Origin of the sequence: Flavobacterium acetivorans (assembly GCF_020911885.1) — a bacterium.
Classification (GTDB): Bacteria; Bacteroidota; Bacteroidia; order Flavobacteriales; family Flavobacteriaceae; genus Flavobacterium; species Flavobacterium acetivorans.
In genome coordinates this window covers 2450722-2464282 of sequence record NZ_CP087132.1, presented here as the reverse complement: position 1 = coordinate 2464282, position 13561 = coordinate 2450722, and the positions used below count along the sequence as shown (strand labels likewise).

Annotated in this window: 14 protein-coding genes and 1 tRNA gene; 11 read left to right on the top strand and 4 right to left on the bottom strand. The window is 38.1% G+C overall.

The window, feature by feature from the left end; all coding sequences use genetic code 11:
- Positions 1 to 32 precede the first annotated feature (32 nt).
- The 4 genes from LNP19_RS10755 (at position 33) to LNP19_RS10740 (ending at position 2676) form a co-directional block, all read left to right on the top strand.
- On the top strand, positions 33 to 401 hold the full coding sequence (locus LNP19_RS10755; RefSeq protein ID WP_230061924.1) for a BlaI/MecI/CopY family transcriptional regulator: 369 nt from the start codon (positions 33 to 35) through the stop codon (positions 399 to 401).
- A gap of 64 nt (positions 402 to 465) precedes the next feature.
- Positions 466 to 2103, top strand: a complete 1638-nt coding sequence (locus LNP19_RS10750) for a M56 family metallopeptidase (protein ID WP_230061923.1) — start codon at positions 466 to 468, stop codon at positions 2101 to 2103.
- 73 nt (positions 2104 to 2176) lie between these two features.
- A complete protein-coding gene (locus LNP19_RS10745; protein WP_230061922.1) occupies positions 2177 to 2317 on the top strand; it encodes an SsrA-binding protein in 141 nt (46 codons plus the stop codon).
- A gap of 285 nt (positions 2318 to 2602) precedes the next feature.
- Positions 2603 to 2676, top strand: a tRNA-Arg gene (locus LNP19_RS10740).
- Between the two features lie 218 nt (positions 2677 to 2894).
- Here the strand turns inward: LNP19_RS10740 and LNP19_RS10735 are convergent.
- The gene (locus LNP19_RS10735; protein WP_072946107.1) at positions 2895 to 3098 is read right to left on the bottom strand and encodes a hypothetical protein; all 204 of its coding nucleotides are present in this window, start codon (positions 3096 to 3098) and stop codon (positions 2895 to 2897) included.
- Between the two features lie 720 nt (positions 3099 to 3818).
- Between LNP19_RS10735 and LNP19_RS10730 the strand changes: the two genes are divergently transcribed.
- From LNP19_RS10730 to LNP19_RS10715, 4 genes are read left to right on the top strand one after another with little or no spacing between them, the layout of a single operon-like run.
- Positions 3819 to 4574, top strand: a complete 756-nt coding sequence (locus LNP19_RS10730) for a hypothetical protein (RefSeq protein WP_072946108.1) — start codon at positions 3819 to 3821, stop codon at positions 4572 to 4574.
- Position 4575: 1 nt separating this feature from the next.
- Positions 4576 to 4971, top strand: a complete 396-nt coding sequence (locus LNP19_RS10725) for a DUF5675 family protein (RefSeq protein WP_230061921.1) — start codon at positions 4576 to 4578, stop codon at positions 4969 to 4971.
- A 12-nt stretch (positions 4972 to 4983) separates the two neighbouring features.
- A complete protein-coding gene (locus tag LNP19_RS10720; protein ID WP_230061920.1) occupies positions 4984 to 5208 on the top strand; it encodes a hypothetical protein in 225 nt (74 codons plus the stop codon).
- The gene (locus tag LNP19_RS10715; RefSeq protein WP_230061919.1) at positions 5195 to 5371 is read left to right on the top strand and encodes a hypothetical protein; all 177 of its coding nucleotides are present in this window, start codon (positions 5195 to 5197) and stop codon (positions 5369 to 5371) included. Before LNP19_RS10720 ends, LNP19_RS10715 begins: the two co-directional genes overlap by 14 nt.
- Before the next feature lie 306 nt (positions 5372 to 5677).
- Here the strand turns inward: LNP19_RS10715 and LNP19_RS10710 are convergent, their stop codons facing one another.
- Positions 5678 to 6271, bottom strand: a complete 594-nt coding sequence (locus tag LNP19_RS10710; RefSeq protein WP_230061918.1) for a hypothetical protein — start codon at positions 6269 to 6271, stop codon at positions 5678 to 5680.
- A gap of 314 nt (positions 6272 to 6585) precedes the next feature.
- On the opposite strand from LNP19_RS10710, the gene LNP19_RS10705 reads away from it, so the two are divergent.
- From LNP19_RS10705 to LNP19_RS10695, 3 genes are all read left to right on the top strand, one after another.
- Positions 6586 to 7488, top strand: a complete 903-nt coding sequence (locus tag LNP19_RS10705) for a helix-turn-helix domain-containing protein (protein ID WP_230061917.1) — start codon at positions 6586 to 6588, stop codon at positions 7486 to 7488.
- A gap of 106 nt (positions 7489 to 7594) precedes the next feature.
- Entirely contained in the window at positions 7595 to 9124 is a 1530-nt protein-coding gene (locus LNP19_RS10700) for a MauE/DoxX family redox-associated membrane protein (protein WP_230061916.1), read from the top strand.
- A gap of 88 nt (positions 9125 to 9212) precedes the next feature.
- Positions 9213 to 9476: a DUF6520 family protein gene (locus LNP19_RS10695; RefSeq protein ID WP_230061915.1), complete on the top strand. Its 264-nt coding sequence runs from the start codon at positions 9213 to 9215 to the stop codon at positions 9474 to 9476.
- A 41-nt stretch (positions 9477 to 9517) separates the two neighbouring features.
- Here LNP19_RS10695 and LNP19_RS10690 read toward each other — a convergent pair whose 3' ends face one another.
- Both LNP19_RS10690 and LNP19_RS10685 read right to left on the bottom strand, forming a co-directional pair.
- Complete coding sequence (locus tag LNP19_RS10690) at positions 9518 to 12130, bottom strand: S9 family peptidase (RefSeq protein WP_230061914.1); 2613 nt, start codon at positions 12128 to 12130, stop codon at positions 9518 to 9520.
- The gene (locus LNP19_RS10685) at positions 12130 to 13557 is read right to left on the bottom strand and encodes a RagB/SusD family nutrient uptake outer membrane protein (RefSeq protein WP_230061913.1); all 1428 of its coding nucleotides are present in this window, start codon (positions 13555 to 13557) and stop codon (positions 12130 to 12132) included. The genes LNP19_RS10690 and LNP19_RS10685 overlap by 1 nt, the downstream gene beginning before the upstream one ends.
- Positions 13558 to 13561: the final 4 nt, after the last annotated feature.

The window sequence follows — 13561 nt, the reverse complement described above, 5'->3', positions numbered from 1 at the left end:
ATAGTTGTAAGTTTGATTCAAATAAAGAAATCATGCTAAAACTAACGAACAAAGAAGAGGAAATCATGCACATTTTATGGAAGCTCAAAAAAGCATTCGTAAAAGAAGTCATGGCGGAAATCACCGAAGATCAGCCTCATTATAACACCCTTTCTACCATTGTACGCAACTTGGAAGAAAAAGGATATGTTTCCCATAATGCATTTGGAAACAGCCATCAGTACTACCCTATTGTAAGTTTAGAAGATTATCGAAAAAAGTTCATGACTAATGCTATTGACAATTATTTCAATAGTTCGTATAAAAACATGGTTTCCTTTTTTGCCAAAGAGGAGAAAATTACGGCCAAAGAGCTTCGGGAAATATTGGAGATGATTGAAAATCCCAAAGAGGCGAAATAGTTATTTATAAATAAACTATAAATGGTGCCATTCTAAAAAAAGGCGCCTTCAATACAGCAAAGCAATGGAGATACTATCAATTTACCTCATTAAATCAAGCGGATTAATGGCCATGTTCTTTTTGGCTTATTATTTTTTGCTCCGAAAAGAAACCTTTTTTACCGCTAACCGTTGGTTTTTATTGGCTGGATTAATTACATCGGCTCTATTGCCCTTTGTTATTTTTACAAAAACAATTTGGGTTGATCCAAGTCCGGCAACTATAGATTGGTCGAATATTCCTATAAGCGCTCCAATGGAAAATACCGGTTTCGAAATCAATTGGTATTTGGTGCTGGCTATCGGCTATGGCTTAGGTTTATTATTGTTTTTAATAATGTTCGCTTTGGATTTTTATAGTTTGACCAAAATACTGAAAAACAAAGCCATTCATCAACAAGCCGATTTAAAATTTATAGACCTGAACGAGAATGTGGCTCCCTTTTCTTTCTTTAATACCATTGTTTACAATTCCTCTTTGTACACCAGATCAGAACTAGAATCGATTTTAGAGCACGAAAAAGTGCACAGCGAGCAAAATCACACTTTAGATGTTTTAATTTCACGACTGTTTTGTGTTGTATTCTGGTTCAATCCTATAGTATGGTTCTACAAAAATGCCATCATGCAAAACCTTGAATTCATAGCCGATAGCGAAGCCTCGAAGAAAATATCCGACAAAAAAGCCTATCAAATCACGCTTTTAAAAATAACAACACAGGAAAATTGTGTTGCCATCAGTAATCATTTTTATCAATCATTAATCAAAAAACGAATCGTTATGTTAAACAAAAATCAATCAAAAAACAGCAATTATTGGAAGTATTTCTCCGTATTACCGGCACTTATTGCCTTTGTCTTATTCTTTCAAATTGAAGTCATTGCTCAGGAGAAGACGGTTAAAACAGATACCTCTAAAAAAGTTAATTCAACAGAACCAGATGTACAAAAAAAAGAAATTGCAAATGACACTGTTAAGAAAACAAAGGTCATAAAAGTTCAGACCGTAAACAAGGATGATCAAACTGAAATTTTTATCGATGGCAAAAAAGTAAGCAAAGCAGAGATGGATAATTTAGATCCAAACCGCATTGCCACTATGGATGTAACTAAAAACAGTGGTAAGTCTACTATCAAAATCATTAGCCGCAACACTCAAGGCATACCCGATGACACAGAAATTTACATTGACGGAGAGAGAGTCAGCAAAAAAGAATTGGATGAGCTCAATCAAAACACCATTAAGCAAATGGATGTAAACAAGACGGGATCAAATAAAAAAACGATCAAAATAATAACAAGATCCACTAATCAATCTTTCAACAACACTCAAGCTCCGGTACCGCCTACTCCGCCAACGCCGCCGAATTTTACTTTTAAAACTCCAAAAGCGCCTAATTTTCCAAAGGCCCCTAAAGCGCCCAAAGGAGACCCGATCAATGGGGATAAAAAAGCGTGGAAGCAATTTGAAAATCAAATGCAAGAGTATGAGCAAAAAATGCAAAAGGCAGCCCCTAGTATGGCCGCTTTTGAAAAACAAATGGAGGAATTTGAAAAACAGATGGAACCCTTTAATGCTGAGATGAAAGCATTTGAAAAGAAAATGAAAGTATACGAGCAACAAATGGAAGAATATCAGTCCCAGTTGCATGCGAAAAAATAGTTCTAATCTCCCCAAAAGACCGTCTCTCATCAAGACGGTCTTTTTTTATATCTTTAGCCCAAATTAAAAGCTTATGTTTAAAGTATTAGCTCAAATTAACAAACTGATTTTACCTAGTTTCAGCAAGCGCGGATTGGATTTGGCGAAGGCCAAAAAATGGCAAATGGTCCTCATCGGTTATCGCTATTATGTGACAAGTAGGGCTTTGGGTTAGTTGCAAGCTATGGAGCTGCTGCTGTTTTCTCCGTATTTTGAGGTATTGCAATCCTGCTTTAAGGCTGTTTTTCTCAGACAGCAGAGCTAATGGCGAAAAAACAATTCGTTTTTGTAAAATTTATTTTATTGGAAATCATTGAATATCACACACATAATTTGGTTCCTTTATTTTTTTTTATTTTTATTCGGTTTTAGGCTTGCAGATTATACATTTATCCCTATATTTGCACCCGCAAACAGGTTGAATATAAGCAATTATAAAAACGCCTTTAGCATCATAAAAGGCCTCGTGGCGCAACTGAATAGCGCACTTGATTACGGCTCAAGAGGTTACTGGTTTGAATCCAGTCGAGGTCACAAAACCCTAGTTTTTACTAGGGTTTTTTTATGCTCAAAAGTTAAAAACAGCATTTATCAATCTAAGTTTGTATTGTTGTGGTCGTCCTTTGTCAGTTGACTTTGGATTATAGCGGTCTTAGGGGAGCGTCCTATTTTATAGAGCTGACTAATAATCAAACTGCTTATTGAACTGGTTGTGATTGTTTTTAAGGACTTAGCAGTCTCCAGCTGCTCTACTATCCTATTATGCAACGCACTACATGTTCTACTTTGAGTCCAGTATATTCGCAGAATTCTTCAATTGAAATTAATTGGTGCGGTTGTTTATTGAGATGTTTCTTGATCTTCAATAAATACAATCTCGCTTGCGGATATTCCTTACCCATAATGCATTGCACATCTTTAGGATAAATACATACCCTTGTGCCTCTTGCTATCACTATTCTACTTTTAATACACTCTTCATACACTATCCATGCCTTTGCCTAGGCTTTGATCAGGATGAAGGGTGTTGTACAAACATAAGCAATTATTCTTTAGCTTTTTATGTCAAAACAGTTGGTGTTCAGTTTTCAGTGCTGACAGTTGTCGGTTGTGGGTTTTCAGTTGTCGGTTGTCGGTTGTGAGTTGTGTCCTTCGGCAAGCTCAGGATGACTGTGAGCCCCGATAGTTATCGGGATGAGTTGTGAGTTGTGAGTTGTGGGTTTTCAGTTGTCGGTTGTCGGTTGTCGGTTGTGAGTCGTGGGTTGTGGGTTTTCAGTTTTCAGTTGTCGGTTGTCGGTTGTGGGTTGTGAGTTGTGGGTTGTGAGTCGTGAGTTGTGAGTTGTGGGTTTTCAGTTGTCGGTTGTCGGTTGTGGGTGATAAGCGATCGGTGTTCAGTGTTTGGTGTTTGGTGTTTGGTGCTGATGGTTGTTGGGAGACTCGTACAGCGAGGCTTTGATGAGTATGAAGAGTATTGTACAAACATCAGTAATTATCCTTTATCCTGATGTACTAAAATAGTCGATTATGGTTGTTTATAGCTGGTTTCTAAATAGTTGTGTTTGAAATATGAATTTAATAACTGAATCTTTGGTTCAATCATTCAAGATCTAGTTGCAACGATTATCTAAAATGAATTGATTGATCGACTTAATTATTAACATTAAAAATTAGAAATTATGGCAAAACAGAGAGGCATAATTAAATTGAAAGGTACTTTAGGAGACATTACTTTCTATAAAACCAAGGACGGTTATATCGCCCGAGAGCGAGGTGGCATTGACGCCAGCAGAATTGCCAACGACCCTGCTTTTCAGAGAACAAGAGAAAATGGTGCTGAATTTGGCAGAGCCGGAAAGGCAGGCAAGATTTTGAGATCTGCTTTACGTCCGATACTCATTCATTCCTCTGACGGCAAAATGGTTAGCAGGCTTACCCAACAGATGGTCAAAGTTATTCAGGCAGATATGACCAGTGCCAGGGGATTGCGCAATGTTATTGACGGTGAAGCAGAACTACTGAGTGGTTTTGATTTTAATATCACAGGAAAATTAGGCACTATCTTATTTGCTCCTTTTGAAAGCAGTATTGATCGTAGCAGCGGTGATTTGAGCATAAGCCTTGCTCCTTTTATCCCGATAAACATGATTGCCGCGCCAGGTGGCACTACCCATTACAAAATTGTTTCGGCAGCAGCTGAGATTGATTTTGAAGCAGAAAAGTTTGTAGTATCCCATTCTGAAACTGCTCTACTGCCTTGGGATGCTGTTGCTACTGCTCCCATTAGTCAAAGTAATTCTGTTACTCCAGCGAGTACAAAACCTTTGTTTCTTGCTTTGGGTATTGCGTTTTATCAAGAAGTCAATGGGCAGATGTACTCCTTAAAAAATGGAGCTAATAATCCCCTCGCCTTAGTACAAGTAAGCGGATTATAAGATGATCTTGGTACTATCCAGAACTTATTTCCCTGACGGAACTAATGGTAAACTTGAACAGGAGGGTCAATTCATCTGTCATACTATTGAATTGCCTTGGAAAGAAAACCAAGCAACAGTTTCCTGCATTCCGGAAGGGGAATATTTTATCAAGAGGCGTTACAGCAGTAAATTTCGATGGCATTTGGAGATTATTAATGTCCCCAGCAGGAGTTTGATTCTCATTCATCCTGCCAATAATGCCCAGCAAGAATTGCAAGGCTGTATTGCCCCTGTAACGACACTTTGTGGCTCGGGTTTAGGCCTGATGTCCAGAAAAGCCTTTTGTAAGCTGAAAGATGTGGTTTATGCTGTTTTGAACGAAAATCAGATTGTACGCTTAATTGTAAAATCTTAAAATGAAATTATTATGAATGTATTAAAAAGAGCAAAAGCTCCCACACCGAAGTTTTTTAAAGTGCTACGCACTATTGGGTTGTCTCTGGCTGGTATAGGCGGTACTATTTTGGCAGCACCTATTGCTTTGCCTGTTGTCATCAGTAGCATTGGTGGTTATTTGGCTGTTGCAGGCGGTGTTCTGTCGGTAGTGAGTCAGATTACTACTTATAATGAAGATGCTTATGACAGTCCCTAATTCGACATGGTGTACTACCGCTGGTGGTACTTTCTTGAGTGTGTTACCCAATTTAAGCTCTGAAGATGTTTTGAAAACTGTATTGCTTGCTATTATTGGCACTGTTGTTAGTTTTATTATTTCTTTGGTCTTGAAAAATGGTATGAAGAAGCGCAAGAAATAGTCTAGGTTAGTTTTTTTTAGGCTATTCAGGTTGATTAAAACGCCCTATCCGTTTGGATTAGGGTGTTTTTTTTATTATGTGTTGTGAGGTGTGAGTTGTGGGTTGTGAGTTGTCGGTTATCGGTTATCGGTTGTGAGTTGTGGGTTGTGAGTTGTGAGTTGTGAGTCGTGGGTTGTGAGTTGTCGGTTGTGGGTTGTGGGTTGTGAGTTGTGAGCCCCGATAGTTATCGGGATGGGTTGTGAGTTGTCGGTTGTCGGTTGTGGGTTGTGGGTTGTGGGTTGTGAGATGTGAGTTGTGGGTTGTCGGTTATCGGTTGTGGGTTGTGAGTTGTCGGTTGTGGGTTGTCGGTTGTGGGTTGTGAGATGTGAGATGTGAGTTGTGAGTTGTGAGATGTGAGTTGTGGGTTGTGGGTTGTGAGTTGTCGGTTGTGGGTTGTGGGTTGTGGGTTGTGAGATGTGAGTTGTGAGTTGTGAGTTGTGAGTTGTGAGTTGTGGGTTGTCGGTTGTCGGTTGTGGGTTGTGGGTTGTGGGTTGTGAGTTGTGAGTTGTGGGTTGTGGGTTGTGGGTTGTGAGATGTGGGTTGTGAGATGTGAGTTGTGAGTTGTGAGTTGTGAGTTGTGAGTTGTCGGTTATCGGTTATCGGTTGTGAGTTGTGGGTTGTGGGTTGTCGGTTATCGGTTATCGGTTGTGGGTTGTGAGTTGTGAGTCGTGGGTTGTGAGTTGTGAGTTGTCGGTTGTGGGTTGTGGGTTGTGGGTTGTGAGATGTGAGTTGTGAGTTGTGAGTTGTGGGTTGTCGGTTGTCGGTTGTGGGTTGTGGGTTGTGGGTTGTGAGTCGTGAGTTGTGAGTTGTGAGTTGTGGGTTGTGGGTTGTAAATGGCGAATGATGAGAAGTGTTTCGCATTAGGCCGAAGGCGGGAGACTTCAGGCAGCGGGGGTGCTGGGCTGAGTGATAAACAGATGCTTAAAAGCTTTAAAAAAACACTGGCTTTAATAAATTATAAAACCCTAGTTCAAAGAGTACTCTTCTTTATTTAGGCTATATTCCGAATGTAAAAACGCTCCAAAAATAGGGTGTGTAATTCGCGAATTAAGCATATGTAATTCGCGAATTGCACACTATACTTTTAGCAAATAAAAATTACATTATATAGTTTTGTCTGTCTTTTCAAGCACTTGTCTTGCTATTCCGCAATTAATTCCTCACTATATAACTTAATGGAAAATCAAACTACACCGCAGCGCATTAAGGCGATTTACCAAATGCTTTTTCAGATGGCATCCGGTAATCTTGCCTTTAGAATCTTAGTAACTGATCCAAACGACGAACTCGGCAAAATATCTAAAATGTTAAATAAATTTGCCGACGAATTACATCTTATCCAATTAAATTCCGGTAGCGAAAATCCTTCTTACTGCTACCGAAACTTAGTACATATAACGTTGCTTTTGAACAACAACTTTAAGATCAAAACCTTTACTTCTGATGCTCCTATATTTATAAAACATGCATCTGAAAACTTACTAGGAATGGATTTCAAAGAAATGCTTTCCGGACAATCTCACCATCAATGGGATCAAATAAAAAATCAACTCAGAAAAGATGGTAATTTCAGTACAACGCAACAACTTATTTTTATTAGTCCTGACAAACAAGCAATTCCTTCTTTTTGTACCATTTCCAGATTAGTATATACGAACAAGTTTATAATAAATACCTCAACCATTAGCCTACATAATGCAAAGGCAAATCTTATAGGAAATATTGATTCACCAACAGAATCAGCTGCAATATTGGCTCAAAGAGTATCCGAATACATTTTAATGAATTTGGAAGATCCCTTACCAAGTGTAAAAGAGCTATCTATAATGTTTGGAACCAATGAATTTAAAATTAAAAAAAGTTTCCGCCATTTTTATAATACTAGTATTTTTCAATTTTATAATGAACAGAGACTCAAAAAAGCACATCTTCTGATTGAACAAAGCAGCATTCCTATAAATGAAATAGCGATAATGAGCGGTTTTCCTAATTACGTCAACTTTTACAAATCATTCAAAAAACGATTTAATTACTTGCCAAGTACACTCCAGCGAGACAATCGTATTACTAATGAATAATCATTTTGGCTAACATTTAGCTTTTTGCATACAAATACTCCCGAAACGAAATAGCGTAATGATTTAATTATTAGAATTTTACAGTATAAAATCAATAGAAATTGTTATGAAATACGCTGAGAACATAAAAAATGGTATTGTAATTTTTGTAAGCTACAGCTATGCTTTCCTTTTTACTTATGCTGCCATCAGTAAAATTCTTGATTACAATGATTTTAGTATTAAACTTGGTCAATCTCCATTACTGAGCGCATTTGCAGGATATGTCGCTATTGGTGTGCCAATTTTAGAGCTGATAATAGTTCTAATGTTAATTTTTCCACAATGGAGGATAAACGGGTTATTTGCATCGTTCTGTCTAATGATTGCCTTTACAGCTTATATTTTCATCATCTTAAATTTTAGTTCAAATATCCCTTGTTCCTGTGGTGGAATTTTACAGGATCTTGGTTGGACTGAGCACTTGATATTCAATATCGCATTTATTTTGTTAGCTCTTTTAGGACTAATACTCACCTATCCAGACCAAAGAAATTGGCTTACAAAAATGAAAAAACTTCAATTTTCAATAGCATTAACTGTTGCAGCTTTATTAAGTATAACTTCAGTACTAGTGCTGTTTTTAATTTCTGAAGACATTATCCACAAACGAAATAATTTTATTCGCCGCTTTCCGTCCCACGCTGAACCTGCATATAACAAATATGACCTCAAAATAAATTCATATTATTTTGCAGGTTTCGATAAGGACACAATCTACTTGGGAAATTATACTACACCGCTGTATATAACAAAAATTGATACCGCATTAAAATCTAAAAATCGCGTAAAAGTGCAACTTGATCAACCCCAACTTCCTTTTAGGGATATCAAATTAAAGATAGTTTCTCCTTATTTTTTCGTGACAGATGGAACAGTACGTTCAATATTCAAAGGAAAAATGAAGGATTGGAAAGCTACGAGCCAATTAGGAAAAATACCCTATTTTACACTAGCTGAACCAATGGATGCTACAACTGTTGCATTAAGACTTACTAGTTATATTAAAAAGAACAATAGCTTAGTGACCTACGGCTTGAATGAAAAAAGGATAATAGCAGAAAATACAAACTTACTAAAAAAGCAAGTGGATGGTATTTTTGATACCGACGGTATGCTGCACTTCAACAACCAACTTGGCAAGTTAAACTATATCTTTTATTATAGAAATCAATACTTATCCATCAGTCCGTCGATGAAATTGACTGCTCAGGGCAAAACTATTGACACAGTACAGGTTGCACAAATTCAGGTTTCTCAAATGGCAAGCGGTGAAAAGCAAATGTCAAAACCACCCTTGATTATCAATAAAACCTCAGCAGTATACAGCAATTTACTATTCATCAAATCTCAGCGTATTGGCAGATATGAGGACAACAGGATTTTAAAAGAAGCCTCGATTGTAGATGTTTACAACCTTGCAAATGGTAGCTACGTTGGTAGCATGTATATTTATAATATCGACAATCAGGAAATGAAAAGCTTTCGGGTAAATGGCAATAAATTATATGCGCTTTCCGGAAAGTACCTGTCTGTAAATAGAATAAGCAAAAAGATAACTGATACTTATGACGTACCAAATAAAACACTACAGTAAACATACTTTAAAATATACCCGGCCGGTATCAGGGAAAAGGCTGAAAACCTGTGAATAGAGTAAGCCATAACCACAAATTTTTTATATTATGAAAAAATTAATTGTACCAATGCTGGTAATTGTTGCAGCAGCAACCAGTGCATTCAGTACGGATGCATCAGCAAAAAGAGGTTCATCTCTTGTACCGGGATATATTCCTAATAATCCACAAGGTACGGATTGTACACAAAAAAATGATTGCAGTACCGTGAATAACGGCCCTGTTTGTCGCGTAGGACAAGTAGACGAAGGAGCGCAATTATTTATTATGGACGCTAATGACGAGTGTATACTTACCGGTTATAAACCATAAGTAGTTAAAAAACAATGCAGTCCTTTCGGACTGCATTGTTACTATTTCCATGTCGGAGCATTCATCCCCTTAAGGTAATGATCAAACCATTCCTCAATTTTTGTTGTTAGGTCTATTGCATTTTCTTTCTTTCCCATACCATGTCCCTCATTAGGGTAAGCCAGCAGGATATGCGTTTTGCCCAATCGTCGCAACGCCATATAAAACTCAAAGCTTTGCCTCGGTTCTACCTGCGGATCTTTCAGTCCTGTCCAGGATAACAGCGGCGTATTCACATTCGCAGCATGCATCACTGGCGAATTCTTCAGATACCATTCCATATTCTCGTAGGGAGAGAGTTTCATCCTGGCCTGTCCATATTCCATTTTGAAAAAGTTTGGAATCCCTAAAATCTGGGCAACCGATAAGTAGGAACTTAAATAATTCGTGGTAGCGGCTCCTGCGACCGCACAGGCAAACAAATTACTTTGGGTGATAATGAAATCTGTTTCATTGCCTCCGAAAGAGTGTCCAATTAAACCAATTTTCGCATCATCAATTAGAGCTAATTTTTTTACTTCTTTCACTGCGGCTTCCACACAATCTAAGGCTGAAAATCCAACATTGCCAACCTCATAGGTAATATCCGGAAGCAAAACGAAATACCCTTTAGCAGTAAGATTGCTGATGTTAAAACCATCTCCGTTATTCATCTTGGGATTAACATAAGAATGCCGTTGGTACGATTGCTTTTCATAAAGATGTACTATCATCGGATAGCGCTTATTTTTATCGTATCCAGATGGGTAATACAAGAGTCCCTGTAAAGATTCACCCTTTACATTTGTATAATGTATCATCTGCAATTTGGTCCAGTTAAATTTTTTATGATGTGCATTACTCTCAACCACAGAATTAGCTTTACCGCCAACCTTTGCAACCATGATACGTCGGGGCTCATCTACAGCTTCTTCTACCCACGCATAATCACCTCTTTCAGATTTCATTATTCCGGTTACACTTTTATTCACATAGCAGATTTTTGTCATTCCCTTTCCTGGCTTCAATAAGTAAAACCCGTTATAGGAATAATCAACAGCCCTCGCACTTAATAGCAGTGAACTATTAAGGTCAAATTCTCCATTAGTAAATATCCTGTCGGCTATAGTTTGTGTTTGCTCTTTACTTTGTGCAACAATCCTAAAAATGATGCCCTGCTCACGTCCGTTTGTTAAACGTACTGGATTAGATCCGTCTGATTGAACTTTCCAGATATCAAATTGATCATACAACAAACATTCTCCTTCCGTAGTCCATCCGGGATTACCGTAGCCAATTTCCTCTTTCTCAGTATCACTTTCAACGCTTAAGGTATAAGGCAGATTACCGCTAATTAATCCATGAGTCCCCTGTGCAATATTATAAACATACCACTGCCCTTCCTTAAAATAGCAGATATATTTCCCGTTCCGCGAAGCTAAAAGATTGTATTCTCCACCAACATGTCTGCGAAGCACTAACTTACTTTGTCCAGTACCAAGATTTCTAATGTATAGATCCTTATCAGGTACCGATTTGCTCTGTGGCTCATAATCCTTTGCATTAAATGTCAAAGCAAAGCTTTCGTTATCTGGGAATGCGCCATAAGGCTGTATCGAATCTGTAATCTGCAAGAAGCTACCAGTTTCGGGTTCCCACATAGCTTGCTTCGGGTTCTTCGAATACCCCTCTGTCACAATGTGACGTGGATAAATATGTTTGTCAGCTGCATTCCATACCTGTACATCATTTTCTTTCCGCTCAATATCAAATTCCTTGCGTTGCTTTATTTTAAAGAAAACACGCTTGTTGTTCTTTGCTATAGTTAATTTCCTTGACGGTATTAAATTCATCGTTTGGGGGAATTTAACATCATTGGTAGAAAATGTTAGGAGTTTTTTTTCGCCTAAATCGTAATAAAAAAGTTGTGACTCCTTTTCATCATAATTCATAAAGGCAATTGCTTTGCTGTCATTTGACCAGCTAGGGTTTAGGAAAGGTCCTCTTTTTTCACTTTCCGCTATGATTTTTTGCTTTTTAATATCCTCCATATTTATAAGCAGTACTTGATAGGCATTTTCTTTTTTCACCGCCACTGCCATAAGTTTAGTATCAGGACTAACAGAAAAAGATTCTACTTCTGTTTCAGTGCGCAATAAAACACCATCTAAAGTATAAACGGATAACAAATTCCCAATTTTACCGTACTCCGATGCTACAATAAAAGCCTTAGAAACCGTAAAGGTTTTAACATTTCTCAATTTCCTTTCCACCCCATTCTTCAACGAAATAATATGAACGATGCTGTCAGGAGTATGGCAAACGAAATGATTAGCTACAAAAGCCCCGTCTTTACCCTTTGCAAAACTATAAAGTTGGGCAGACCTTCGGTGTTTAACAAATAACGAATCAGTTGAGCTATAATAGTTACGGTAGCTAATCCAATTTCCATCATCAGAAATCGCTTCGGCATCCATATAATGCCACTGGGGATAATCTTCTCTTGTTACAACCTTCTTTTGTAACACCTGCCCCATCAAAGGACAGGAAACGAATACAAAAAAAAGAAACAAAAAAGCGGAATGACAACTCCTATCTAAAAAGCTACGTCCAATACTATAAAATGAAGCCTTCATTAATAACCCGAGTTTTGAGGCCCAATATTAGGGTTCAGGTTCAACTCGTTCTGTGGTAGTGGCAGCAAGTTATCAGTGTTGTTCCAATCAGCTTTAATACCCGATAATGTCCTGTCTAGTGCACCAAAACGTCTCAGGTCAAAGAAGCGGTGGCCAAACTCACTAAACAATTCCACTTGTCGTTCATGCAGTATGGCATCCAGTATTTCATCTTGGGTAACTGCAGCAGTGTTTCCAAGACCAGCAGTATTCCTGATTACATTAAGATCCTCTTTAGCATTACTAAGTTCGCCTTGTCTTGCACGAGCTTCCGCACGAATAAGATACATTTCAGCAAGACGTAACACTATTGAAAATTCAAGTTGGGGAGTATTACTGCCTGTTTTCTTGTACTTATAAGCATGATACCAAGTGGTACCTTCTTTACTTATTGATCGAATCCATTTAGCCTTGCGTTGATCAGCTGTCTCAAATGCATTTATTAAAGAACTAGTCAATGCTACAGAATTTGGCGGACCTGCATTAAATATAAAAGTAGTACCCTCATCGGTATTCCTTGTTGGTGTCCTTGGAGCATATTGCCAGATGGTGGCTCTACTTTCTTTTAAAAACACGTTATTTAGTTCAGTAATCCATGTATAAGTACCAGTCTTATTCAGTACTCTAGAAGCACTGTTGACTGCCTCAGGCCACATTCCGGCATACAGATAGACTCTTGCCAATAAGGCTTGCGCGGTGTACGAATTAGGCCGCACTCGTGTCGGGTTGGTGTATTCCTCAGGCAACAATGTCGTTGCAGATTCTAAATCTTCAATAATCTTTGCGTATACTTCTGCTGTAGGCAAACGTTTTAGGGTACTGTTATATCTATAATCTGTTCCCGTAACGTAAGGCACATTAGCCCACAGCTGTAAAACATAAAAATGAACAAAAGCTCTGGCAAATTTTGCTTCCCCTGTTAACTGATCCTTATCAGCCTGCAAGAGTTTTGTCGATCCAGCTACTCCCTCAATTACAGCATTGGCAGCATAGATCTGACTATAGCTGTTATTCCACCAGTTTGCCAAAGTGGGATGTGTAGGAATAAGCGTATTATAGAAAAAATTAGCCGAGTTCTGCGTAGTATTTCCATACCATATAAGTTCATCGGCATACAATCCCATTTCTTTCTGCATTCCAGTTGTTTTTCCTGTTAGCATGCCATTGTCTCGCATTTGCGCAAAAACATTTGCCATTGCGCCATAGGCTGTATTTTTTTCTTCAAAAACAGCAGCGGTATCTAGTTCCGATACTGGCGTATCGTTCTCCGTAAATTCATTGCAACTATGAAGCATAAATACAATAAATAATAGAGTTACCATTGAAAGAATTCTGCAATAGCATACCGTTTTGGTACAATATCGTTTTAAAAAGGTATTGATATTCATATCT

Excerpts from the sequence above, each read along its gene's own strand:
- LNP19_RS10755 (WP_230061924.1), top strand. The coding sequence starts at position 33 with ATGCTAAAACTAACGAACAAAGAAGAGGAAATCATGCACATTTTATGG.
- LNP19_RS10695 (WP_230061915.1), top strand. The coding sequence starts at position 9,213 with ATGAAAAAATTAATTGTACCAATGCTGGTAATTGTTGCAGCAGCAACC.
- LNP19_RS10720 (WP_230061920.1), top strand. The coding sequence starts at position 4,984 with ATGAATGTATTAAAAAGAGCAAAAGCTCCCACACCGAAGTTTTTTAAA.
- LNP19_RS10745 (WP_230061922.1), top strand. The coding sequence starts at position 2,177 with ATGTTTAAAGTATTAGCTCAAATTAACAAACTGATTTTACCTAGTTTC.
- LNP19_RS10705 (WP_230061917.1), top strand. The coding sequence starts at position 6,586 with ATGGAAAATCAAACTACACCGCAGCGCATTAAGGCGATTTACCAAATG.
- LNP19_RS10710 (WP_230061918.1), bottom strand. The coding sequence starts at position 6,271 with ATGCGAAACACTTCTCATCATTCGCCATTTACAACCCACAACCCACAA.
- LNP19_RS10725 (WP_230061921.1), top strand. The coding sequence starts at position 4,576 with ATGATCTTGGTACTATCCAGAACTTATTTCCCTGACGGAACTAATGGT.
- LNP19_RS10685 (WP_230061913.1), bottom strand. The coding sequence starts at position 13,557 with ATGAATATCAATACCTTTTTAAAACGATATTGTACCAAAACGGTATGC.
- LNP19_RS10715 (WP_230061919.1), top strand. The coding sequence starts at position 5,195 with ATGACAGTCCCTAATTCGACATGGTGTACTACCGCTGGTGGTACTTTC.
- LNP19_RS10700 (WP_230061916.1), top strand. The coding sequence starts at position 7,595 with ATGAAATACGCTGAGAACATAAAAAATGGTATTGTAATTTTTGTAAGC.
- LNP19_RS10730 (WP_072946108.1), top strand. The coding sequence starts at position 3,819 with ATGGCAAAACAGAGAGGCATAATTAAATTGAAAGGTACTTTAGGAGAC.
- LNP19_RS10750 (WP_230061923.1), top strand. The coding sequence starts at position 466 with ATGGAGATACTATCAATTTACCTCATTAAATCAAGCGGATTAATGGCC.
- LNP19_RS10690 (WP_230061914.1), bottom strand. The coding sequence starts at position 12,130 with ATGAAGGCTTCATTTTATAGTATTGGACGTAGCTTTTTAGATAGGAGT.